Here is a 19,976-nt window from a genome sequence, read left to right on the forward strand (position 1 = left end):
CATCCTTTCAGGTGCTGAGGCACCTGTTACTGCTATTGCCTCGGTTGGCACTAACGACAGTGCTACCGCAGACCTTTGCTGCGGAGCCGCTGATTTCTTAGTGTGCGCCTGGTTGTGCTAGTTATTGTTTAACCGCTTCAACCGGCAAGGTAATGGTAACTTCATCACCAACGTATGGCACATATTTGCTCATATTGAAGTCAGAGCGCTTCACTGTTGCGGTTGCGTTTGCGCCGCAAGCATCTTTTTTCAGCATAGGGTGCGGCATGCACATAAATGAGGTCACAGTTAACGTGACTGGTTTGCTAACGCCCTTAAGTGTCAGTGTGCCGTCTACAGAGGCTAATTTGTCACCATTGAAATTAAGTTTCTTTGAAGTGAAGTTAGCGGTAGGAAATTTCTCTGTGCTTAAGAAATCCTCACCTTGAATGTGCTCATTAAACAGTGGGTAGCCAGTGTTCACAGAGGTGGTGTCGATAGTGACATCCATTGAGCCAGTTTTTGTTTCACGGTCAATGGTGATTTTCCCTGTTGTTTTGTCAAAGTGGCTCAATTGTGTTGAGTATCCAAAATGGCTGTAAGAGAAGCGTGGGAATGTATGTGTATTGTCAATTACATAAGTTTCTGGTGCTGCTAGTGCTGCGGTTGAAAAACTGGCTGCAATTGCTAAAAGTGCGATACGTTTCATAGTGTTACTCCTGATAGTAGTGATGTAAATAGTGTTGATTTGAAAAAGTTACTTGCTGGTGTTAGCCAAAAAGTGGAAGTTGATTTGTATATCGTTAGCAACGGTGCCAAAGTCTGACCACACGCCCTCGCCAATCGCAAAGTCAGCGCGCTTGAGTACAAAGCCACCGTCAACTGTGGCTGTGTTGCCCTGCGGGCTAAAGGTGAATGGCGCGCTAATCGTTTGTGTGTGCCCTTTAATGGTTATTTTCCCGCTGACCTCATAGCGGTTACCTGCTAGCTGTTTAACAGCGGTCGATGTAAAAGTTGCCTTAGGGTATACCTTGGTGTTGAACCAGCTCTTACTTGATACTTCATCATTGGCCTCATCTGAGCCGGCATCGATACTGGCTAAATTAAGATCAAATGCAACTTTGGCATTAGCGAGCTTGGCAGGGTCAAATGCCAATTGCACATTGAATTTTTTAAAGCTGCCATCTACCGGCACGCCCATTTGCTTATACACAAAATGCAACGAGCTTTTATCGTACTGAATACTGGTGAATTCCGCTGCCTGAGCCGCAGGCACTAGCAGCAAAGCACTGATTGCGCTAGACCATACTTTAATGTTCATTTTGTAGCCTTTCATTTATCTTAATTGGCAGATGTTTTATTGGAATATGTTTTCTGCTATACGTTTTAACGAGCACGCCATGGCAGTATGCGACGCAACACATCATCTTTATCTAGCACATGGTGTTTGATGGCGGCGGTGATATGTCCGAGCACTACAGCTGCCATTGAGTAACTTAAAATCATGTGTACAGCTTGTAGGGAATCACCCAGAGCCTTATCTTTAGCCAGTAAATCTGGGATAGGTAGCACGCCAAAATATACGGTTTGGAAACCTTTGGCAGAACTCATCAACCAGCCGGACAACGGAATAGCTATCATTAAAAAGTAAAGCACGCCGTGCCCAATGTGTGCGCCAAGCTTTGCTAGCTTAGATATGGTCCATGGTAATACCGGTGGGCGATGCTTTATACGCCATGCTAGACGTAGCATTACCAACATAAACGCCGTTACCCCGGCCCATTTGTGCCATGAGTAAATTTGCAGCTTAAATGGGGAAAATTTAAGCTCATGCATATACAAACCAACGGCAAATAGCGCAATGAGTAATAGCGCCATTAACCAATGGATAACGATAGCAGTCAGTGTGTAGCGAGTTTCTTGCATGGCAATGGTTTGTGTTAAGTTGATAGGATGCTATTAAACATTTTATTTATCAGATAAAAAAGTATAATATTTAGCTATTTATTATCTAAAAATTAGATTAATACCATGCCGAATATCTCTCTTGAACAATGGCGTTCCCTGATTGCAGTAGTGGAAACTGGCAGCTATGCGCAGGCCGCAGAGAAGCTTTATAAAAGCCAGTCGGCGGTGACTTATGCCGTGCAAAAGATTGAATCCTTGTTGGCACTAAAAGCATTTGAGATTCAAGGGCGTAAAGCAGTGCTGACGCCCACTGGGCAAATGTTGTATCGGCGCGCCCTTGCGCTGGTGAATGAGGCTAACGATTTGGAAGCGGCTGCCAATCGTCTTTCTGCTGGTTGGGAGGCGGTGATTCATATCGCGGCTGAAATCTTATTCCCTACCCGCTTGCTCTTGAATTGCCTCAATCAATTTGGGCAAGAAAGCCCGCATACGCGAGTGGAGTTGATTGAATCTGTCTTAGGCGGCACTTCCGATGCGCTATATAAAGGCGAGGCCGATTTAGCTATCTCCCCTAATATCCCGTCAGGTTTTTTAGGGGATGAGATTATGACGATCCAGCTGATTGCTGTGGCGCAATGTGATCATCCGTTGCATCAATTAAATCGTGTATTAACCTATAGGGACTTGCAGTCACATCGTCATATCGTGGTGCGTGATTCTGGCGCCAAGCGTGATAAAAGCACGGCGACCATAGAAGTGAATCAACGCTGGACGGTGAGCAATATTGCAACCTCGATTGAAGCCTTAACGATGGGTTTTGGTTTTGCCTGGCTGCCGGCTTCACATATCAATGAGCAGTTGCAATCTGGGCAGTTAAAAGCGCTGCCACTACGCGAAGGCGGCATACGCATCATCCCGCTCTATCTTATTTACGCAAGGCCTGATCTGGCCGGGCCAGGAGTTAGGCGTTTGGCGGAAATATTAATGCAGGCTGCATATGGTAAATAAAATTTAATACAATAAGATATTGTTATTAGTTAATGTAAAACATTAATTTTAATCATGATTGCTAGATGCATTTTTCCTATATAAATTTATTGGATATTGGTATTATCTCGGCTCGATTTGAGATCGAATAAATAGTCATTAATTACTAGATTATTTTTAACTAATTCAATCAATTTGCAATAGAAATCAGGATAAGCATGACAGCAACAAATATAGCGCTTAAAGTACCCTTTAGTGAAAAAGACCAAGCCAAAGCGTTGGGTGCTAAGTGGAATGCAGAGGCAAAACACTGGTACGTGCCGCAAGGTGTGAACGCGGAGCCATTTGCCAAATGGATCACCGTCGGTGCAGCACCATCCAGCATGCCAGCCCCAGCTGTTAAATCAGCTGTCAAACATGCGCCAGCCGCTAAATCAGCGCCTATTAGCAATGACGCAATTGACGACGATCTTGATGCCATCAATGCACGATTGAGAGATGCATTCGAAGCAAGAGATTTTGAATAGCTTAAAAATTATCCAATAGTTAGCTGATGCCATCCGCATTTAAATAAATCTGGAATTTAATGAAGACCAACCTTTAATTAAAATAAAGAAGGCATCCATCAACGCCTAAGTTCAGTATAATCGGCGCTTTTTTTCGAGCGCCCTTCCCATGTGGTTTAAAAACACCTTTATCTATCGTCTGGCAACAGACAGCACCATTACGCACGACCAGCTACTTGAAAAGCTATCAGAGAAGCCTTTGCTACCATGTGGCGGCCTAGATAAGCAAAGCCGTGGCTGGATTGCATGCCACAGTGACAAGTTGGTACATCATGGTAATGGACAATTGCTGTTTGCGTTAGGCGTAGAGCAAAAGCTGTTGCCAGCCACTATCATTAACCGATTCTTAAAAGAGCGTGTTACTGAGATTGAAGCTCAGCAAGGCTATAAAGTTGGCCGTAAAGAGAAAAAAGAAATCAAAGAAGCGGTGACTGAAGAGTTGCTACCGCGTGCTTTCGCATTGCAGCGCACCACATATGCTTGGTTAGACCCTATCAATGGCTACTTAGTGATAGATGCCGCTTCTTCAACTAAAGCGGAGGAGTTATTAGAGTTTTTTAATAAGTCCATTGAAAATGTGCCGTTCAAACAATTACATACGAATGTATCTGCAGTGAGCGCGATGACGGATTGGTTGGCTAGTGGCAATGCGCCATCAGGTTTTACTATAGACCGTGAGTTAGAGTTGCGCGCCGCTGGCGAAGGTAAAGCCACCATTCGCTATGCTAACCATGCCCTTGAAGGCGATGAAATACTGAAGCATATTGCCTCAGGCAAACGTGTGACGCGCTTAGGCATGACTTGGAATGACAGAATTTCTTTTGTGCTAACTGAGCAAATGCAAATTAAACGCTTGGAATTTTTAGATATTATTAAAGAGGACGTCACAACACTGGCAGAAGATGCAGATGAGATATTTGCGCTGGATTTCACCCTGATGACAGGTGAGTTGGCAAAAATGTTTACTGATTTGACCCATGCACTTGGTGGAGAGGCACCACGTAATTAGTGTTTATCAGCCCGGGCATGAGTTAGTCTGTGTAATTGAGGTGTGTATTAAAATGTGCAATCAAGACGCGATGCCGCCCAACTTGGATACGCAGTTGGGCATACCTAGCCTGTAAAGCTTGAGTTTTGCCTGAATGATTACTCTACTGATGTAAATTTCAGCATAAACTCAGCCTCATCTCGAACGAATACCTGTTCTGGCCGATCAACGGGGGAATACACTACCATCTTTGTACCATCACGGCTGTTGGTGCAGTCTGTGGCGTGATGTAAGATTTTATAAAGATTTAGGTTTTTATTATTACGCCAAAGCATGTCTTGATTACCTTTTAATTCAGTTTTCTGTAAATATAAACAAAAGGCTCCGCAATGGAGCCTTTTGTTAGTGTGCGTTTAAACAAGGTCGTTATTATAAGTTCTGTACGCTACCCAGTACCACTAGCGTAACAATCATGAGCAAAGCCCATCCAATCACCCCTGCGGTTAATACCGCGCCAAACATCAGAATCGCGTGTCCACGCTCTTTAATATGAAACACCGCCGGTACGCCGTAATAGATAAACCCAACCGTTGCCATTAATGCCATGGTGAGTACCACCAAGTTAAACGTCATGTCAGGAACCAGCAGCACGATAGGTGCTAACCATAAAGGAGTAGGTGCTACTGCTGCCAGTGTAAATGCTTGATGGTAGCTGGGGTGGATTTCTGCCACCTCCCCTAATTGGCGAATAATGAGCCCCATAACCGGTACTGAGGCTAACTCAACCACGAACAGAATAGCTGCGACTAATAGTAATTTATGACTAGGTAACGCTGGAAGTAAGCCTCCCGCGTATTTCCCCGCTGCACAGTAGACAAAAAGTGGGGGAATCAATGACATTGGGACTACATGTAACAAATAAAGCCTGTGCATAGACAGCTTGCGCTGTACAAGATGTCGCCATCCTTTTGTTGGTACGAAAAACAACCAGAATAAATTTAAAAGACTCATGAAACTACCCTCCCAAAAAATTGGTTATTAGCTTATGTATCGTTATCTCTAAATCTTGTGTTTACTTAACCTTTTATTTATTGAAGCTTTTGTTTACTTAGTCTTGCTATTGACTATATTGACTTTGAACTGTACTTATTTGAACTATACTTATTAGATATTTTTATGCGACCGCGATTCATTGTAAAACTATTTAAGTTTTAATTCATTACATTTAATTACAATTGACTAAATAAGCTATTTAATCATCAGCATAACTCTGTAATTAGTTCTCTATAGATAGGCTATCCTGTTGGCTAGGCGCTGTGGTCAGGCTACATCCCACTGTAGCTCGGTGTCCACCTCTAGCCATCCGTTATTCACCCTAACAGGATAGATACGTAAGTTCTCATAAGCCGGTGCGGTGAGCGCCTCTCCGGTTATCAGAGAAAAATGCGCACCATGTAACGGGCAAATAATCTCATCACGTTCTAGTTTGCCAGTAGATAGCTCAGCCTCTTCGTGGCTACATAGGTTATCGATTGCATAGTAGCGCCCATCAATATTAAAGATGGCAATACATGCATCATCTGTTTTCACTACGCGGCAGGTGCCATATTTAAAATCATCAATTGCTGCTACATCTATCCAGTTACTCATGATTTCGCTCCTTGTAGCATGTCTAGTTACAACATGCCTAATTGTAGTTTAGCCGCCTCACTCATGCTGTCTCGACCCCATGGTGGATCCCATACCAAGGTCACTCCTACGCTGCTAACACCTGGTACACACAGCAGTTTTTCTCGCACAGTGTCTGGGAAGGTTTGTGCCACCGGACAGTTGGGCGTGGTGAGCGTCATCTCTATACTTACTTGCCCAGATTCTGTTGCTTCTAGCTTATAAACCAAGCCTAGGTCGTAGATGTTGACTGGTAACTCAGGGTCGTAAATGGTCTGCAGCATCTCTTTTACGCGTACTAACAGCGCTTCTCTGCTTGGTGCTGTGTCTAGCTGCTGCTCCGCGAATTTTTGCCAATCAAATATCATGATTTATCCGGCATTCATTATTTACTCAGTGCTTACTGGCTCTGTATTGTTTTTTAATGCCGCTTGCAATGTGTGCCATGCTAGCGTGGCGCATTTAACGCGCTGTGGAAAGGCTTGCACGCCAGCCAATACTGAAAGCTTCCCCATATCCCTAGCTACACTGCTACCAGTGACCAGTGATTTAAAATCTTCCAAAATGCCGAGTGCCTCTGCTTCAGTTTTTCCCTTGAGCGACTCTGTCATTAACGAGGCAGACGCCGTGGAAATAGCACAGCCAACACCTTCAAACTTTAGATCGTGTATCACGCCATCTTTCAGTATCAGCGTGATGCTGACTTTATCTCCACACAGTGGGTTGTAGCCTTCTGCCGTGTGGTTGGCATGCGCGAGCCGACCATAGTTTCTGGGCTGACGGTAATGGTCAAAAATCATATCCTGATAGAGGTCACGCAGATCGTTCACTTGAATAGCTCCCGAGCTTGGTAAATCGCGTTTACTAGTTTATCTACTTCATTTTTTGTGTTGTACAGTGCAAATGAGGCACGCACCGTTGCCGGTACGCCAAAACGCTCCATCAGCGGCATTGTGCAATGGTGACCTGTGCGCACGGCGATGGCTTGCCTGTCTAAAAAAGTGCCAATATCATGTGGGTGCATGCCAGCTAGTACCCATGAAATAATGCCTGTTTTTTCTGTAGCGCTGCCTATCATGCGTATATCCGGGATATTTACAATCAACTCGGTTGCGTAATTTAACAGCGATTGTTCATGTTTGATAATGGTATCCATACCAATTGCACTCAGGTAGTCTACCGCAGCGCCCAACCCAACAACACCGGCAATATTGGGGGTGCCTGCCTCAAACTTATAGGGCAGTTTGTTATAAGTTGTGGCCGAAAAGCTTACCGAGCTGATCATATCCCCTCCCCCTTGGTATGGAGGCATATCCTCTAGCAAATCAGCTTTACCATACAGTACGCCTATGCCAGTTGGCCCATAGAGTTTGTGGCCAGAAAAAGCATAAAAGTCGCAATCTAAATCTTGTACATCCACCGCAATATGTGCAATTGCCTGTGCTCCATCCAGCAACACAGGCACGTGCTGTGTATGAGCGTAGTGAATAATGGATTTAACCGGATTAATGGTCCCTAAGGTATTGGAGACGTGAGTGATTGCCACTAATTTGGTGTTGGGGTTAAACAGATTCTGGTAAGCATTGATGTCTAGTTCGCCCGCATCATTGACAGGCACGATACGCAGTATGGCACCGGTTTGCTGGCACAGCATTTGCCACGGCACGATGTTAGAGTGATGCTCCATGGCGCTGATAATAATTTCATCGCCTGTTTTGAATCTGCACCGGCCATAGCTTTGTGCCACTAGATTAATCGCCTCTGTGGTGCCGTGCACAAAGATAACTTCATGGGGGTGGCGTGCGTTAATAAACCGCTGCAGCTTGCTTCTGGCAGCTTCAAAAGCTTCTGTCGCCTGTTGGCTTAGAGTATGAATGCCGCGGTGCACATTAGCATTAGTGTGTCGGTAATAATAGCTTTCTGCCTCAATGACAATCGATGGTTTTTGTGTGGTGGCTGCGTTGTCAAAATAAACTAGCGGTTTACCGTACAAACTGGTGTGCAGTATTGGGAAGTCTTTTCTCCAATGCTGTACTAGCAGGTGGTTTTTAATCTCGGACTCAACTGCGCTTGGATCAGTTTCACCACCATCTTTACCACCATGCTTGTTCATATTGAATTCACCTATTTTCATAGCAAATCCTTCACCATATCGCCCTGTGGCAATCGATCCAGTAAAAGATGCTCTAGGCGTGTGCGCAAGTAAGGCACATCTACGCTGCGGATAACGTCATTGGCAAAGCCATAAATCAGCATGGAGCGCGCCACTTCTTCATCTAGGCCGCGTGTGCGCAAATAAAACAAGCTTTCATCGCTTAATTGCCCCACGGTTGCGCCATGCGTGCATTTGACATCATCGGCAAAAATCTCCAGTTGCGGCTTGGTATTTATTTCAGCTTGCCGTGATAACAGCAAGTTATGATTGGTCTGATTGGCATCGGTATGGTTAGCGCCAGCATGCACAACCACTTTGCCATTGAACACGCCTCTAGAGTCTCCATCCAGCACGCCGCGGTAGTATTCACGGCTGGTGCATGAGGCGGCCCTATGGTCAATACGCGTATGGTGATCTACATGCTGTTTATCATTCAGCAGATATAAACCATCTAAGTTGCAGGTGCAATTAGGTTCATTCAGACTGGCGGTAATATCGTTACGGACCAAACGCCCGCCAAATACAAATGATTTAGAAGTAAAAGTACTACCTTCCGCCAGTTGTGCGTGTATGCCCGCAATATGCGCAGCCGCTGGGCCCTCTTGTGTCAGCTTGCAATGCTCAATGCTGGCACCTGCGTCTAAGTTAAGCTGGGTGGTTGCATTGGTGAAATTATGCGCATCTAAAGTACCCATGTAATGCTCAATGATAGTGGCTCGTGTGCCAGCCCCTGCCATGACAATAATGCGCGGATAAATGGCGGTGCCATGCCCGCTCGCGATCAGTAAAAGATAAATAGGTTTGTCTAATACGATGCCAGGTGCAATATTCAACACCGCGCCATCAGTGACAAATGCGTTGTTTAGCGCAGAAAAAACAGTGTGTTCATGTTGCTGTTGAAATAATGGTTTTGGCAATTCCGCACCATCCTCCAGCATATCGGCCAAGCTGCTTAATTGCACGCCTGCAGGTAAATCATCCAGCGTGGACAATCCATTGTCAAAATGGCCATTTACAAACACCATGAGATGCATGCGCTCGCTAGATAAAGACCAAGCGAGCAACTTGGCTTCTGATGACGCTTCTGGCGGTATATTGTCAGGTGCCAGCGTGCCACGTTTGCTAATCATCGACACATCGGTGTATTTCCACTCTTCTTCACGTCGGCTTGGAAAACCATGCGCTTCAAAGCGTTTGAATGCAGCTTTCCTTGTTGCCAATACCCAAGGTGTATCGTTGCCAGCTAGCTCATACGGCACTAGCGATAATGCTATATTTTGCCAAGATTGTGGTTGCACATGCATGGATGAGCTCCTAGGGTGGCTGGCTGGATTGGGTTACCTTATTATTAACTGTAGTTAATTGAGCCGCTTGCGTTAATTCGCTGTCAATCTCATCAGCATTCACCCAGCCATACCCATGTTGTTCCAGATTTTTAGCCAGGTCAGCCCCGCCTGATTTAATAATGCGTCCTTGTGACAGCACATGTACAAAGTCTGGCACCACGTAGTCTAAAAGTCGTTGATAGTGCGTTACCAATATAATCGCACGTGCAGGGTCTCGCATATCATTGATGCCATTCGCAATCAGCTTGAGAGCGTCAATATCAAGGCCGGAATCAGTTTCATCGAGTATGGCCAGCCGTGGTTGCAGCACACTTAACTGTAAAATTTCATTACGCTTTTTCTCCCCGCCGGAAAACCCTTCATTGACCGCGCGTAGCAGCATGGCGTCATCCATCCCTACCCGCTGCATACGCTCGCGCACCATGCTTAAAAAATCCATCGCATCAAGCTCTGGCTGTAGGTGATATTTTCGTATGGCGTTAAGCGCCGTTTTCAGAAATAGCGCATTGCTGATCCCCGGAATTTCTACAGGGTACTGAAAAGCTAGGAACATACCTTCGCAAGCCCTTTGTTCTGGTGACATGCTAAGTAAATCGTGACCAAGATACCGCACGCTACCGGCGGTCACATCATAAAGCTCCCTGCCAGCCAGCAACTGTGCCAGTGTGCTTTTTCCTGATGCGTTGGGACCCATGATGGCATGCATTTCCCCCGCCTTCACTTCAAGGTTAATGCCGCGCAATATTTCCTTGCCATCAATTGATGCGTGCAGGTTGTTAATAGATAGCATATGCCTCTCCTATCCTGTACTGCCTTCTAGGCTAACCCCCAGTAGTTTTTGAGCCTCTACTGCAAACTCCATGGGTAGCTCTTGAAACACAACCTTGCAGAAACCGCTTACTATCATTGATACGGCATCCTCAGGAGAGATGCCACGTTGGGTGCAGTAAAATAATTGGTCTTCACCGATGCGCGAGGTGGAGGCTTCGTGCTCCACTTTGGCACTTGGGTTTTTTACCTCAATGTATGGAAACGTATGCGCACCGCATTGATTACCTAGCAATAGCGAGTCGCATTGCGTGTAGTTGCGTGCGTTTTCTGCGCCCGCCAATACCTTAATCAGGCCACGATATGTGTTTTGACCATGCCCTGCACTAATTCCCTTAGAGAGCACCGTACTCTTGGTATCTCGGCCGATATGAATCATTTTAGTACCGGTGTCAGCTTGCTGGTGATGGTTGGTCAGCGCCACTGAGTAAAACTCACCGATAGCGCCATTGCCACGCAAAATGACACTAGGATACTTCCAGGTAATTGCCGAGCCTGTTTCTACCTGCGTCCATGAGATATGCGACCTATCCCCACGGCAATCCCCACGTTTGGTAACAAAGTTATAAATGCCCCCTTTGCCGTCTTTATCGCCAGGGTACCAGTTCTGTACGGTTGCGTATTTAATGCGTGCACCCTCTAATGCAATCAGCTCTACCACGGCTGCATGCAGCTGGTTTTCATCGCGCATGGGTGCCGTGCAGCCTTCTAGATAACTAACGTAGGCGTCTTTGTCTGCGATAATGAGCGTACGCTCAAATTGGCCGGTATTCTTGGCATTAATGCGGAAGTAGGTAGAAAGCTCCATCGGGCATTTCACCCCGGGCGGAATGTAGCAGAATGTGCCGTCGCTAAAGACTGCGGCATTCAAGCTGGCAAAGAAGTTGTCTGTATAAGGCACGACTGAGCCCAGGTATTGCTGTACTAACTCAGGGTGTTGCTGCACCGCTTCTGAAAATGGGCAGAAAATAATGCCCAGCGTCGAGAGCTTTTGTTTAAAAGTGGTCGCGACCGATACGCTATCAAATACCGCATCTACCGCTACACCTGCCAATACCTGCTGTTCCCGCAGCGGAATACCTAGTTTTTCGTAGGTGCGTAATAATTCTGGGTCGATTTCTGATAAATCACGGGGCCCGGCTTTTTCTGACTTAGGCGCGGAGTAGTAATAAGCATGTTGGTAGTCGATTGGCGGATAATGCAGATTCGGCCATGTGGGCTCAGAGAGCGTTAACCAGTGCTGGTAAGCCTTTAGGCGCCACTCCAGCATGAACGCCGGTTCATTTTTCTTGGCAGAAATCAGCCTAACCGTGTTCTCGTTTAGGCCAAGGGGGATGGTGTCAGCCTCTAGCTGAGTATAGAAACCATGTTGATATTCACGGTTAATCAACGCATCTAATTGTTTAGTTGTAGTCATCTAGCCCACCACAATCGCTATTAACTTCTAGCGCAACTATTTGGCACTGTTATCAGTATCGGTTCAACCTTAAACTGGTAAAACTTCAGCATCGGCTGAACCAATTCTGGCGCTATCTCCATATGCTTTGTGCCACACCAAGCCCTATGACATAAATGGGACTTAGGGCTAGTTTATAAGTTCCATGATACGCCTACTGGTGAAAAAGTGCTTAATAAACAACTAATATCTTTAAAGTTTGTCAGAAATTACGTATCTCTATTTTTTTTATTAAGGAGAGACTCCATGAAAAATATCGACCTGACTACCAAACAGTGTACGCCTTGCCAGGGCGGCATTCCCCCCATGACCTGTGAAGTGGCCAACCAATATCTGACTTTAGCGCCAGGTTGGGAGTTACGCGAAGATGCTACCAAGATTAAACGTACCTTTAAGCTTAAAAACTTCATGGAGGCATTAGCGCTAGCGCAGCGAGTTGGTTAGTTGTGTGAGCAAGAAGGTCACCACCCAGATATTACGATAGGCTGGGGATACTGTAGCGTAGTGTTTCAGACGCACAAAATTAACGGCTTGCATGAGAATGACTTCATCATGGCAACCAAGGTTAATATGCTGGCAGGCGATAGCCATTAGTTTTGAAGCATGGACTAGCGCAAAATTTAGTACAAAATCCAGTATGGAATAATGCTAAGTTTTTAAAGTAACGTTGGCTTGTAACTTGCTGATTAAATTAACCTGATTAAGCTAACCTGACTAAGCTAGTTAAGATCAATAGACCCATCAAAGCTTACATTCAGATTTAATGCGTCTATTGATAACGTCATTTTAACGGGTAAATGCTCATTACCCTTAAGCGTGTTATTTGCATTGGCGCGTGCCACGGCTTGTTCGATCTCCCGCTGGGAGTTAATGCCGGCCATTTTTAAAAACTGACGGATGCTCATATTGAAGGTTTCATTGTTCATATCAAACTCCATTCTTCACTGTTTAACAGCCATGCGAGTGATATTAGATATTTACAATCCTAGCTTTACAGCCCTAGTATTTTCGGTAAATCTGCCACCGAATCAATCACGATATCTGGCTTGATTGCCGAGGCGTCGGCGTAGTGCTGGCGATACTTGCCGGTTTTAACCAGCACCCCAGTCAGCCCCACTTGCTGCCCTCCTCCTACATCCACATCAATATCGTCACCCACCATCATGGCCTCAGCTGGCGTTAGCCCTAAATCATCCAGTGCAATTTTAAAAAAATCCGGGGCTGGCTTGCCAATCACCATAGCCTTAACGCCACTGGCGTATTCCAAAGCGTCGACAAAGCCGCCTATATCCATCTGCAGCCCATGCTCGGTTTGCCAGAACTTGTTTTTATGGATGGTAATCAGCTTGGCACCTTGCATCAATGCATTAAAGACATCGTTAAGCAGTGTATAAGTCCAAGCGTTACCGATATCGCCAATGACGATGTAATCTGGGTTAGTCGCTGCCTGAGGCAAAGCATCAAAATCTTTTTTAACATCATCCGCCAGTAATAAGCGGCAAGTGGCGTGCGCTTGTTGCTTTAAGTACAGCAAAGTAGCTTGGGGTGCGCTGATAATCTCAGTGCTGGGGATAGAGAAACCTAAGGTTGTGAGCTTGTGATGTAAAGATGCTAACGACAAGGTGCTGGTGTTAGTCACAAAACGGCATGGCATGCCGCTAGCGCGGATGGTGTTTACTGCATCAATTGCCCCTGAGATAGCGCTGGAGCCGGTGTAAAGCACACCATCTAGATCAAACAGTATGCCTTTTGGTGGTTGCTTGTTCATATTTTGCATGACCTCCAACGCGGGTGAGCAAATAATATTTTTAATTAATACGCAACATAACAATGCTCAGACATAACCTAGTTTAAACCACATTGAAACGATATCGCAAACAGCTCGTGCGCTTGGCGGTTAACGCCTGCGAGTTGAAGTCAAACTTTAGACGGTCTAGTGGACTTGGTGGTTCACTTACAACGATTAAGGCTTAAAACGTAACTTGCTGATGCTTGCAGGTTGATTTGGTAAGCTACGTTTTAAGCGCTTGGGTACAATTATTGGAATTAGCGGTTGTTGAAGAATGCAATATTCATTGCTTTATCATTTACAAACGTAATTTCAGTTTCTTTATAAGTGCGTTTTGGGTCATATTTCACGATGTTTTTGTAGTACCACATTTCAACTTTAACTGGTTTAGATTTGCTTTCATCTGCACCAGCTTTAAGCATTACAGTGTTTGCGCCTGATGGTTTAACCGACATTTCTTTTTTGAACGGTGTGCCTAATTTATCCGTGATTACTTTTTTATTTTTTCCACTAAATGTACTCAAAAACTCATTTTCAGTATAAGTTTTTGGAGGGGCAGCATGCGACACTGAAATTGAAGCCACTAAGAAAGAGGCCATTGCTACGGTTGTTAAGGCTTTCTTAAAACTAAATTGCATATCTATCTCCAAAGTTAACGCTTTATTATCTCACTGTTCAGTGCATAAACAAACGATACACTGAGCAATCGGTTTACTGCTAAATTTTAATTTTTAATCCATCGTAGCCCACAAACACATTGGCTGGCAGTTGTGCACTGAGTTCTGCATACTCCAAATCATGCGTCATATGAATTAAGTAAGTGGCCTTAGCCCCAATCTGACTAGCCAGGGCTAGGCTTTGTTCCAAATTAACGTGCGTGTAATGCGGGGTGATACGTAAGCAATCTAGTAGTAGCACATCAACATCATTTAAAAACTCCATTGAACTCGCTGGTACTGCAGACACATCAGTTAAGTAAACTAAGTTTCCAATACGGTAGCCGTATATATCGCTATGCCCATGTTTGATAGGAATAGGGGTGATGGTTTGCTCAAACAAGCTAAACGATGAAATAACAGGGTTTACTTTTAATATAGGCAAGTCCCAAAAGTCACCAGCCTCACGTAGCGTGTACCCAAACTTATCAGCAATATGCCGCATGGCATCAGGGCTGCCGTATAGTGGAATCTGGCAGCGCTGTCTTTGACAATAGGCGCGTAAATCATCAATCCCATGCAAATGGTCGGCATGCGTGTGCGTATAAAGCACGGCATCAACGTTCATAAGCCTTTCTCTTAGCGCTTGCTGGCGTAGGTCTGGGCCAGTATCAATCAGGATAACCTTGCCATTATCTAGGGTGATGGCACTTGAACAGCGTGTTCTGTGATTGCGCTTATCGGTAGAGATACATGTGCTACATTGGCAACCTATCATTGGTGTACCAGCACTAGAACCTACCCCTAACATTGTTAATTGCATGGACAGCCTTTGCCTGATGTTGCTTTGATTAATCCCTGATAGCGACGTGATAGCATGTAGTTAGCGCTTGGCGTGCTTAAACAATCTGAAAAAGTTATCGGTAGTTGCCGCTGACAACGTGTCAAAGGAAATGCCACGTAAATTTGCCACCTCTTCCGCTACGTGTTTCACGTAACTAGGCTGGTTGGTTTTGCCACGGTAAGGCGTTGGTGCTAAATATGGAGAATCCGTTTCAACTAAAATTCTATCTAGCGGCACATGCTTTGCTACCTCTTTGATGCTATGGGCGTTCTTAAAGGTAATAATTCCGGAAAATGAAATATAAAAGCCGAGCGCTATCGCTTCTAATGCAACATCCAGACTTTCGGTAAAGCAATGCATGACACCGCCAACTTGCTGTGCATTCTCTTCGCGCATAATCCGCAAGGTGTCTTCAGGCGAGTTGCGGGTATGAATCACCAATGGCTTGCCGGTAGCAATCGCGGCACGAATGTGTGTACGAAAACGCGTGCGCTGCCATTCTAAATCACCGGTCAGCCTAAAGTAATCCAGCCCGGTTTCGCCAATCGCAATCACTTTGGGATGGTTAGCTAGATTAATCAGTTCTTCCACCGTAGGCTCCTGAATATCTTCGTAATCAGGGTGCACGCCAACAGACGCATAGAAGTTTTCATTTTCTTCTGCAAGAGCCAATACTTGCGGAAAATCTGGCAAGGTAACAGAAATGCATAATGCATGGCTTACCTGATTATCCTGCATAGACTGTTTGATGGCAGGTAGGTTAGCTAATAGCTCTGGAAAATTAAGATGGCAATGAGAATCAACAAGCATGGTGTTTATTAAATGGTTTTTTCAACTAAATGGTATGGGTAGCACGTAACGACTTTAGCGCGTTACCTAACAGTCCTTCAATTTTGGTACGCGCTTCTAAGCCGCCGCTTTTCTCGTTAAATTGGACACCTATGCCCTGTGGTTTGTTGCCTTGTGTATTGGGTGTAATCCAAACCACATTGCCTACTACTTTTAACTTAACTGGGTCATCAATCAGGCTAAGTAACATGAATACTTCTTCACCGATTTGAAATGATTTTGTTGTCGGGATAAATAAGCCACCACCCACTAAAAACGGCATATATGCAGCGTAGAGCGCAGCTTTTTCCTTAATGGCCAATGACAGCACACCGGGCTTGGGTGCAACGGTATTCGGGGATTTAATTTCGTCTTGTGTATCTTCGGCCATAATTAAACTCTATTGGGGTTCTACTTAATGATTCGTTACTGTTAAGTTAAGAAATGATGTCGAAATTAAAATACTAAAACTTACCGTTTCTAGTAAAGCAAAAAAACTACATATTAAACATTACTGTGCATTAAAAAGTTTAGTGTAATCAAGTAACAAGCCTTCCATCTGCAGGTCGTGATTCAGCGGATGTGAGGCTAGCTTTCTTAGCTCGTTAAGTTTTTTATGCATATCAAATAACCGACTCAAGTTTACCCTGTCGGCTAGCGATTGCAAAGCACCGATGTGCTGCAAGTGGTAGCGAGCCTGTTGCCCTAACTTGATGGCAACCATATCATAGACCCATTTTTGCACGGTAATCACGCCCGCTTCAACAGAGTTGGCAATTAACAAAGGTGCAAGCGCATAGGGTTCTAACTTGGCACCAAGTGCTAAGTGGCGCCAGATTTCAGACAGCTGCTCAAATTGCACTTGCTCAGCAAATACCTTAATCGGCGAGCCCTCTAAATAGGCCAGCTGTTGCTTAGCATTTTTAACCCCCTGCTGTTCCAGCCACGTCAGCGCTTGCAGCTCATTTGGTACTGGCATGTTGATTTTTTGGCAGCGGCTAATGATGGTGGGCAATAAACGCTGCAATTGGTGTGCAACCAAAATGAAAATCACGCCTGGCGCCGGCTCTTCCAGCATTTTAAGTAACGCATTAGCAGAAGCAACATTCAAGGTTTCCGCCGGGTGTAGTAATACGATACGCACTCCGCTGCTTTGATGGCTGGATAAACTTAAAAAATCACTTAAATCGCGAATCTGGGCAACGGATATCTGTGTTTTTTTCTTGGTCTTTTTGCTTGGCGCCGCGTCTTCAGGCTCAGCCTCCTGCTCTGGGCTTAATAAGCGAAAGTCTGGGTGGCTTTCCTCATTAAACCAGTTACAGCTTGGGCAGGTTTTGCATGCGCCGCCATTGGGCATTCTATTCAAGCATAGTAGTGATTGGCTAAAGCTGCGCGCAAAATCGTACTTACCTATACCTGCCCTGCCGTGCAGTAAGATTGCATGCGGTAGGCGCTGGCCGCCCTGCGCTAGACGCTCCCATATTTGAGTTTGCCATGGGTAAATATCAGCAACATTATTCATATCAATCAAAATGATGCTATTGCCTGCATCACGGATTGGGCAACCTCATCTAAAGGCCGATTGCTATCAATCACTTTAAACCTAGCAGGGTTTTGCTGTGCCCGCTGTAGGTAGGCATTACGAATACGGGTGAAAAAATCAGCCGATTCTCGTTCAAATTTATCAGGGGCACGGGCCGCAGATAAGCGCTGCATACTGACTTCAACCGGTACGTCGAACAGTAAGGTTAAATCTGGCTGTAGGCTTTCTTGCACCCATAATTCCAACTGCTCTATTTTAGAGGCCAATACGCCTTTAGCACCGCATTGGTAAGCATAGGTCGCATCTGTAAAGCGATCCGACAGCACATAAGCACCACGTGCTAATGCAGGCGCAATCACATTGGCAATATGTTCACGTCTGGCGGCGAACATGAGCAGGGTTTCCGTTTCTGGGTGCATGGCATCATGCAGCAGCAACTCACGCAGACGCTCGCCTAGTTCGGTGCCGCCTGGTTCGCGCGTAGATACAACCTCTACGCCGCGTGCGCTAAGTGCCTTAATAATGTCGGCGATATGCGTGCTTTTACCCGCGCCATCCATGCCCTCTAAAGTAATAAACTTGGCTGTCATATTTTTATTTCTTCAACTGATAACGTACTACCGCACGGTTATGTTCATTTAAGTTATTAGAAAACTCATGGCTACCATCGCCCTTGCCTACAAAATACAGCGCTTTAGTATCGGCTGGGTGCAGCGCAGCTTCGATCGAGGCCATGCCAGGCATCGCAATTGGCGTTGGCGGCAAGCCACCTCTGGTATAAGTGTTGTAAGGGGTGTCTGTGAGCAAATCTTTTTTGCGGATATTGCCGTCATACCGTACTCCCATGCCATAAATGACCGTAGGGTCGGTTTGCAAGCGCATGCCAAAGCGCATTCTGTTGATGAAAACACCGGCAATCATTGGGCGTTCGCTAGGTTTTCCGGTTTCTTTTTCGACGATTGAAGCCATAATCAGTGCTTCATAGCTATCTTTGTAAGGCAAGTTAGGGTCGCGATTTTGCCATGCTTTATTCAGCTTGACCTGCATAGCGTCGTAGCTGATTTTTAACAGAGCAATATCTGGTGTGTGGCGATTAAAGTAAAACGTATCCGGGAAAAACAAGCCTTCAGGAGTCGTATGTTGAGATCCTAATAACTGCATGATTTCGCTATCAGTTAAAGCTGTGGTGGTTTGCTTAACAGCATCATTCTTGGCTAGTTTTTCACGCATTTGTGCAAAAGTGCGCCCCTCAATAAAGGTGACACTGCCTTGCGTAGCCTTGCCATAATTGAGTGAAAGCAATAACTGATAGGGCGAAACATTTTTGTTTAAGGTATAGCTACCAGCCTGTAAATATTGTTCTTTTTGTAAAAGTCTGGCCAGCAAAATGAAGCGCCATGGCTCACGTAACACACCTTGTGCAACTAGTTGATTGGCAATGCTGCGCAGGCCGCTATTAGGTGCAATCACTACTTCCTGGCTACTGGGCTGTAATTTAAGTGGGGTGATGGCGTAATACCCTAACCAGGCTGCTATTAATGCAATTGAGACTAGGCTAATCAACAGCCATCTTTTAATACGTTTAACCATGAGTCAGTATGTTTCTTATTGTGGAAGCCAACGACTGTTGTTTCCATGTTTGATCGCCTATGGCCGCTACCTGAAATGCGCCATATAGACTATTACAAATAATCACTTCATCCGCGTTTAGCAACTCTTGTAATGAGATTGTTGCCACGTGCGCGGTTAAGCCAAGTAAGTTTTCTAAGCCAAGTATATGCTGCCTAGTGATGCCGGCCACACCGCATTGACTTAAGTCTGGGGTGTATAGAGTCTGGCCCACGCGCGCAAAAATATTGCTCATGGTGCACTCAATGACATGATCATTTTGGTCTAACATCAGCCCATCAAATACAGATTCATCTCGCCATTCCATGCGCGCCAGTACGTTTTCTAGGCGGTTTAGATGCTTAATACCGGCAAGCTTAGGCTGCAGTGCTAAACGTGTGTCACATATGTGCAATCGTACGCCTTGCGTATAATGCGCATCAGCATAGCTGGGCATGTTTGATTTAATCAATACCCGAGTAGGAATAGTTACCGCAGGCGGCGCATAACCACGCTCACCCTCGCCTCTGGTAATAATGATTTTCACAACTTGCACTTGCTCGTCGTCAAACTCATTAATTGGGAACAGCTGTTGCATGTCGCTCATCAACAACTCTGCGCTCGGGCAGACGATGCCAATCGCTGCACAATCGGCCACCAATTTCTGGTAATGAAAAGGCCAACTGATAGGCTGCCCACCTTTAATTTTCATAGTGCGGAACACGCCATCGCCGTAGCTAAAACCACGGTCTACAGCGGAAATGGTCTGATCAAAACTGCCATTGATTAAAGATGTGCGAAGAGATGCCATAAGGCGTAATTAAACC

General features: G+C 45.3%; 24 protein-coding genes and 1 pseudogene. 4 read left to right on the forward strand and 21 right to left on the reverse strand.

Annotated features, from left to right (window positions below; translation table 11 throughout):
• Window positions 1-121: 121 nt before the first annotated feature.
• The 3 genes from MMOL_RS05660 to MMOL_RS05670 form a co-directional block, all read right to left on the reverse strand.
• Window positions 122-688, reverse strand: a complete 567-nt coding sequence (locus MMOL_RS05660; RefSeq protein ID WP_015832058.1) for a YceI family protein — start codon at window positions 686-688, stop codon at window positions 122-124.
• A gap of 48 nt (window positions 689-736) precedes the next feature.
• A complete protein-coding gene (locus MMOL_RS05665) occupies window positions 737-1,300 on the reverse strand; it encodes a YceI family protein (protein ID WP_015832059.1) in 564 nt (187 codons plus the stop codon).
• 65 nt (window positions 1,301-1,365) lie between these two features.
• Entirely contained in the window at window positions 1,366-1,905 is a 540-nt protein-coding gene (locus MMOL_RS05670; protein WP_015832060.1) for a cytochrome b, read from the reverse strand.
• A 105-nt stretch (window positions 1,906-2,010) separates the two neighbouring features.
• Between MMOL_RS05670 and MMOL_RS05675 the strand changes: the two genes are divergently transcribed.
• The 3 genes from MMOL_RS05675 (at window position 2,011) to MMOL_RS05685 (ending at window position 4,449) form a co-directional block, all read left to right on the forward strand.
• The gene (locus MMOL_RS05675) at window positions 2,011-2,895 is read left to right on the forward strand and encodes a LysR family transcriptional regulator (RefSeq protein ID WP_015832061.1); all 885 of its coding nucleotides are present in this window, start codon (window positions 2,011-2,013) and stop codon (window positions 2,893-2,895) included.
• A gap of 197 nt (window positions 2,896-3,092) precedes the next feature.
• Window positions 3,093-3,401 (forward strand): DUF5710 domain-containing protein, encoded by a 309-nt coding sequence (locus tag MMOL_RS05680; protein WP_041928543.1) that lies wholly within the window; start codon window positions 3,093-3,095, stop codon window positions 3,399-3,401.
• A gap of 148 nt (window positions 3,402-3,549) precedes the next feature.
• A complete protein-coding gene (locus tag MMOL_RS05685; protein ID WP_015832062.1) occupies window positions 3,550-4,449 on the forward strand; it encodes a recombination-associated protein RdgC in 900 nt (299 codons plus the stop codon).
• A gap of 408 nt (window positions 4,450-4,857) precedes the next feature.
• Here MMOL_RS05685 and MMOL_RS05690 read toward each other — a convergent pair whose 3' ends face one another.
• The 8 genes from MMOL_RS05690 to sufB all read right to left on the reverse strand — a co-directional run bounded on the left by MMOL_RS05690 (window position 4,858) and on the right by sufB (window position 11,842).
• Window positions 4,858-5,439: a Yip1 family protein gene (locus MMOL_RS05690; RefSeq protein WP_015832064.1), complete on the reverse strand. Its 582-nt coding sequence runs from the start codon at window positions 5,437-5,439 to the stop codon at window positions 4,858-4,860.
• Between the two features lie 309 nt (window positions 5,440-5,748).
• A complete protein-coding gene (locus MMOL_RS05695; protein WP_015832065.1) occupies window positions 5,749-6,078 on the reverse strand; it encodes a Rieske (2Fe-2S) protein in 330 nt (109 codons plus the stop codon).
• Between the two features lie 26 nt (window positions 6,079-6,104).
• Entirely contained in the window at window positions 6,105-6,464 is a 360-nt protein-coding gene (locus MMOL_RS05700) for a DUF59 domain-containing protein (protein ID WP_015832066.1), read from the reverse strand.
• Between the two features lie 21 nt (window positions 6,465-6,485).
• A complete protein-coding gene (sufU, locus tag MMOL_RS05705; RefSeq protein ID WP_015832067.1) occupies window positions 6,486-6,926 on the reverse strand; it encodes a Fe-S cluster assembly sulfur transfer protein SufU in 441 nt (146 codons plus the stop codon).
• A complete protein-coding gene (locus MMOL_RS05710; protein WP_015832068.1) occupies window positions 6,923-8,230 on the reverse strand; it encodes a cysteine desulfurase in 1,308 nt (435 codons plus the stop codon). Before MMOL_RS05710 ends, sufU begins: the two co-directional genes overlap by 4 nt.
• Window positions 8,227-9,555 carry a Fe-S cluster assembly protein SufD gene (gene sufD / locus MMOL_RS05715; protein ID WP_015832069.1) on the reverse strand — a complete coding sequence of 443 codons (1,329 nt, stop codon included), beginning with the start codon at window positions 9,553-9,555 and terminating at the stop codon, window positions 8,227-8,229. Before sufD ends, MMOL_RS05710 begins: the two co-directional genes overlap by 4 nt.
• A 10-nt stretch (window positions 9,556-9,565) precedes the next feature.
• A complete protein-coding gene (gene sufC, locus MMOL_RS05720) occupies window positions 9,566-10,387 on the reverse strand; it encodes a Fe-S cluster assembly ATPase SufC (protein ID WP_015832070.1) in 822 nt (273 codons plus the stop codon).
• Between the two features lie 9 nt (window positions 10,388-10,396).
• The gene (gene sufB, locus MMOL_RS05725; protein ID WP_015832071.1) at window positions 10,397-11,842 is read right to left on the reverse strand and encodes a Fe-S cluster assembly protein SufB; all 1,446 of its coding nucleotides are present in this window, start codon (window positions 11,840-11,842) and stop codon (window positions 10,397-10,399) included.
• A gap of 345 nt (window positions 11,843-12,187) precedes the next feature.
• On the opposite strand from sufB, the pseudogene MMOL_RS05730 reads away from it, so the two are divergent.
• A pseudogene (locus tag MMOL_RS05730) lies at window positions 12,188-12,475 on the forward strand (4a-hydroxytetrahydrobiopterin dehydratase).
• A 125-nt stretch (window positions 12,476-12,600) separates the two neighbouring features.
• Here the strand turns inward: MMOL_RS05730 and MMOL_RS05735 are convergent.
• From MMOL_RS05735 to pabC, 10 genes are all read right to left on the reverse strand, one after another.
• Window positions 12,601-12,807, reverse strand: a complete 207-nt coding sequence (locus MMOL_RS05735; RefSeq protein ID WP_015832072.1) for a DUF6494 family protein — start codon at window positions 12,805-12,807, stop codon at window positions 12,601-12,603.
• A 65-nt stretch (window positions 12,808-12,872) separates the two neighbouring features.
• A complete protein-coding gene (locus MMOL_RS05740; protein ID WP_015832073.1) occupies window positions 12,873-13,649 on the reverse strand; it encodes a TIGR01458 family HAD-type hydrolase in 777 nt (258 codons plus the stop codon).
• Between the two features lie 278 nt (window positions 13,650-13,927).
• Complete coding sequence (locus MMOL_RS05745; protein WP_015832074.1) at window positions 13,928-14,308, reverse strand: hypothetical protein; 381 nt, start codon at window positions 14,306-14,308, stop codon at window positions 13,928-13,930.
• Window positions 14,309-14,387: 79 nt separating this feature from the next.
• Window positions 14,388-15,149, reverse strand: a complete 762-nt coding sequence (locus tag MMOL_RS05750) for an MBL fold metallo-hydrolase (RefSeq protein ID WP_015832075.1) — start codon at window positions 15,147-15,149, stop codon at window positions 14,388-14,390.
• Between the two features lie 60 nt (window positions 15,150-15,209).
• Window positions 15,210-15,980 carry a TatD family hydrolase gene (locus MMOL_RS05755; protein ID WP_015832076.1) on the reverse strand — a complete coding sequence of 257 codons (771 nt, stop codon included), beginning with the start codon at window positions 15,978-15,980 and terminating at the stop codon, window positions 15,210-15,212.
• Window positions 15,981-16,005: 25 nt separating this feature from the next.
• Window positions 16,006-16,389 (reverse strand): PilZ domain-containing protein, encoded by a 384-nt coding sequence (locus MMOL_RS05760; RefSeq protein WP_015832077.1) that lies wholly within the window; start codon window positions 16,387-16,389, stop codon window positions 16,006-16,008.
• A gap of 120 nt (window positions 16,390-16,509) precedes the next feature.
• Window positions 16,510-17,520: a DNA polymerase III subunit delta' gene (gene holB / locus MMOL_RS05765; protein ID WP_015832078.1), complete on the reverse strand. Its 1,011-nt coding sequence runs from the start codon at window positions 17,518-17,520 to the stop codon at window positions 16,510-16,512.
• A 5-nt stretch (window positions 17,521-17,525) separates the two neighbouring features.
• A complete protein-coding gene (gene tmk, locus MMOL_RS05770; protein WP_015832079.1) occupies window positions 17,526-18,131 on the reverse strand; it encodes a dTMP kinase in 606 nt (201 codons plus the stop codon).
• A 4-nt stretch (window positions 18,132-18,135) separates the two neighbouring features.
• Window positions 18,136-19,131 (reverse strand): endolytic transglycosylase MltG, encoded by a 996-nt coding sequence (gene mltG / locus MMOL_RS05775; protein WP_015832080.1) that lies wholly within the window; start codon window positions 19,129-19,131, stop codon window positions 18,136-18,138.
• A complete protein-coding gene (gene pabC / locus MMOL_RS05780) occupies window positions 19,124-19,960 on the reverse strand; it encodes an aminodeoxychorismate lyase (protein ID WP_015832081.1) in 837 nt (278 codons plus the stop codon). The genes mltG and pabC overlap by 8 nt, the downstream gene beginning before the upstream one ends.
• Between the last annotated feature and the right edge of the window lie 16 nt (window positions 19,961-19,976).

The sequence above is a fragment of the Methylotenera mobilis JLW8 genome (genome assembly GCF_000023705.1).
GTDB lineage: Bacteria > Pseudomonadota > Gammaproteobacteria > Burkholderiales > Methylophilaceae > Methylotenera > Methylotenera mobilis.

Bases quoted from the DNA above. Each gene is read 5' to 3' on its own strand.
- MMOL_RS05665 (WP_015832059.1), bottom strand. From the start codon at position 1,300: ATGAACATTAAAGTATGGTCTAGCGCAATCAGTGCTTTGCTGCTAGTG.
- MMOL_RS05695 (WP_015832065.1), bottom strand. From the start codon at position 6,078: ATGAGTAACTGGATAGATGTAGCAGCAATTGATGATTTTAAATATGGC.
- sufB (WP_015832071.1), bottom strand. From the start codon at position 11,842: ATGACTACAACTAAACAATTAGATGCGTTGATTAACCGTGAATATCAA.
- MMOL_RS05755 (WP_015832076.1), bottom strand. From the start codon at position 15,980: ATGCTTGTTGATTCTCATTGCCATCTTAATTTTCCAGAGCTATTAGCT.
- MMOL_RS05700 (WP_015832066.1), bottom strand. From the start codon at position 6,464: ATGATATTTGATTGGCAAAAATTCGCGGAGCAGCAGCTAGACACAGCA.
- MMOL_RS05690 (WP_015832064.1), bottom strand. From the start codon at position 5,439: ATGAGTCTTTTAAATTTATTCTGGTTGTTTTTCGTACCAACAAAAGGA.
- MMOL_RS05760 (WP_015832077.1), bottom strand. From the start codon at position 16,389: ATGGCCGAAGATACACAAGACGAAATTAAATCCCCGAATACCGTTGCA.
- MMOL_RS05745 (WP_015832074.1), bottom strand. From the start codon at position 14,308: ATGCAATTTAGTTTTAAGAAAGCCTTAACAACCGTAGCAATGGCCTCT.
- MMOL_RS05675 (WP_015832061.1), top strand. From the start codon at position 2,011: ATGCCGAATATCTCTCTTGAACAATGGCGTTCCCTGATTGCAGTAGTG.
- MMOL_RS05740 (WP_015832073.1), bottom strand. From the start codon at position 13,649: ATGAACAAGCAACCACCAAAAGGCATACTGTTTGATCTAGATGGTGTG.
- MMOL_RS05685 (WP_015832062.1), top strand. From the start codon at position 3,550: ATGTGGTTTAAAAACACCTTTATCTATCGTCTGGCAACAGACAGCACC.
- sufC (WP_015832070.1), bottom strand. From the start codon at position 10,387: ATGCTATCTATTAACAACCTGCACGCATCAATTGATGGCAAGGAAATA.
- MMOL_RS05710 (WP_015832068.1), bottom strand. From the start codon at position 8,230: ATGAAAATAGGTGAATTCAATATGAACAAGCATGGTGGTAAAGATGGT.
- mltG (WP_015832080.1), bottom strand. From the start codon at position 19,131: ATGGTTAAACGTATTAAAAGATGGCTGTTGATTAGCCTAGTCTCAATT.
- tmk (WP_015832079.1), bottom strand. From the start codon at position 18,131: ATGACAGCCAAGTTTATTACTTTAGAGGGCATGGATGGCGCGGGTAAA.
- MMOL_RS05670 (WP_015832060.1), bottom strand. From the start codon at position 1,905: ATGCAAGAAACTCGCTACACACTGACTGCTATCGTTATCCATTGGTTA.
- pabC (WP_015832081.1), bottom strand. From the start codon at position 19,960: ATGGCATCTCTTCGCACATCTTTAATCAATGGCAGTTTTGATCAGACC.
- MMOL_RS05660 (WP_015832058.1), bottom strand. From the start codon at position 688: ATGAAACGTATCGCACTTTTAGCAATTGCAGCCAGTTTTTCAACCGCA.
- MMOL_RS05735 (WP_015832072.1), bottom strand. From the start codon at position 12,807: ATGAACAATGAAACCTTCAATATGAGCATCCGTCAGTTTTTAAAAATG.
- MMOL_RS05750 (WP_015832075.1), bottom strand. From the start codon at position 15,149: ATGCAATTAACAATGTTAGGGGTAGGTTCTAGTGCTGGTACACCAATG.
- sufD (WP_015832069.1), bottom strand. From the start codon at position 9,555: ATGCATGTGCAACCACAATCTTGGCAAAATATAGCATTATCGCTAGTG.
- MMOL_RS05680 (WP_041928543.1), top strand. From the start codon at position 3,093: ATGACAGCAACAAATATAGCGCTTAAAGTACCCTTTAGTGAAAAAGAC.
- holB (WP_015832078.1), bottom strand. From the start codon at position 17,520: ATGAATAATGTTGCTGATATTTACCCATGGCAAACTCAAATATGGGAG.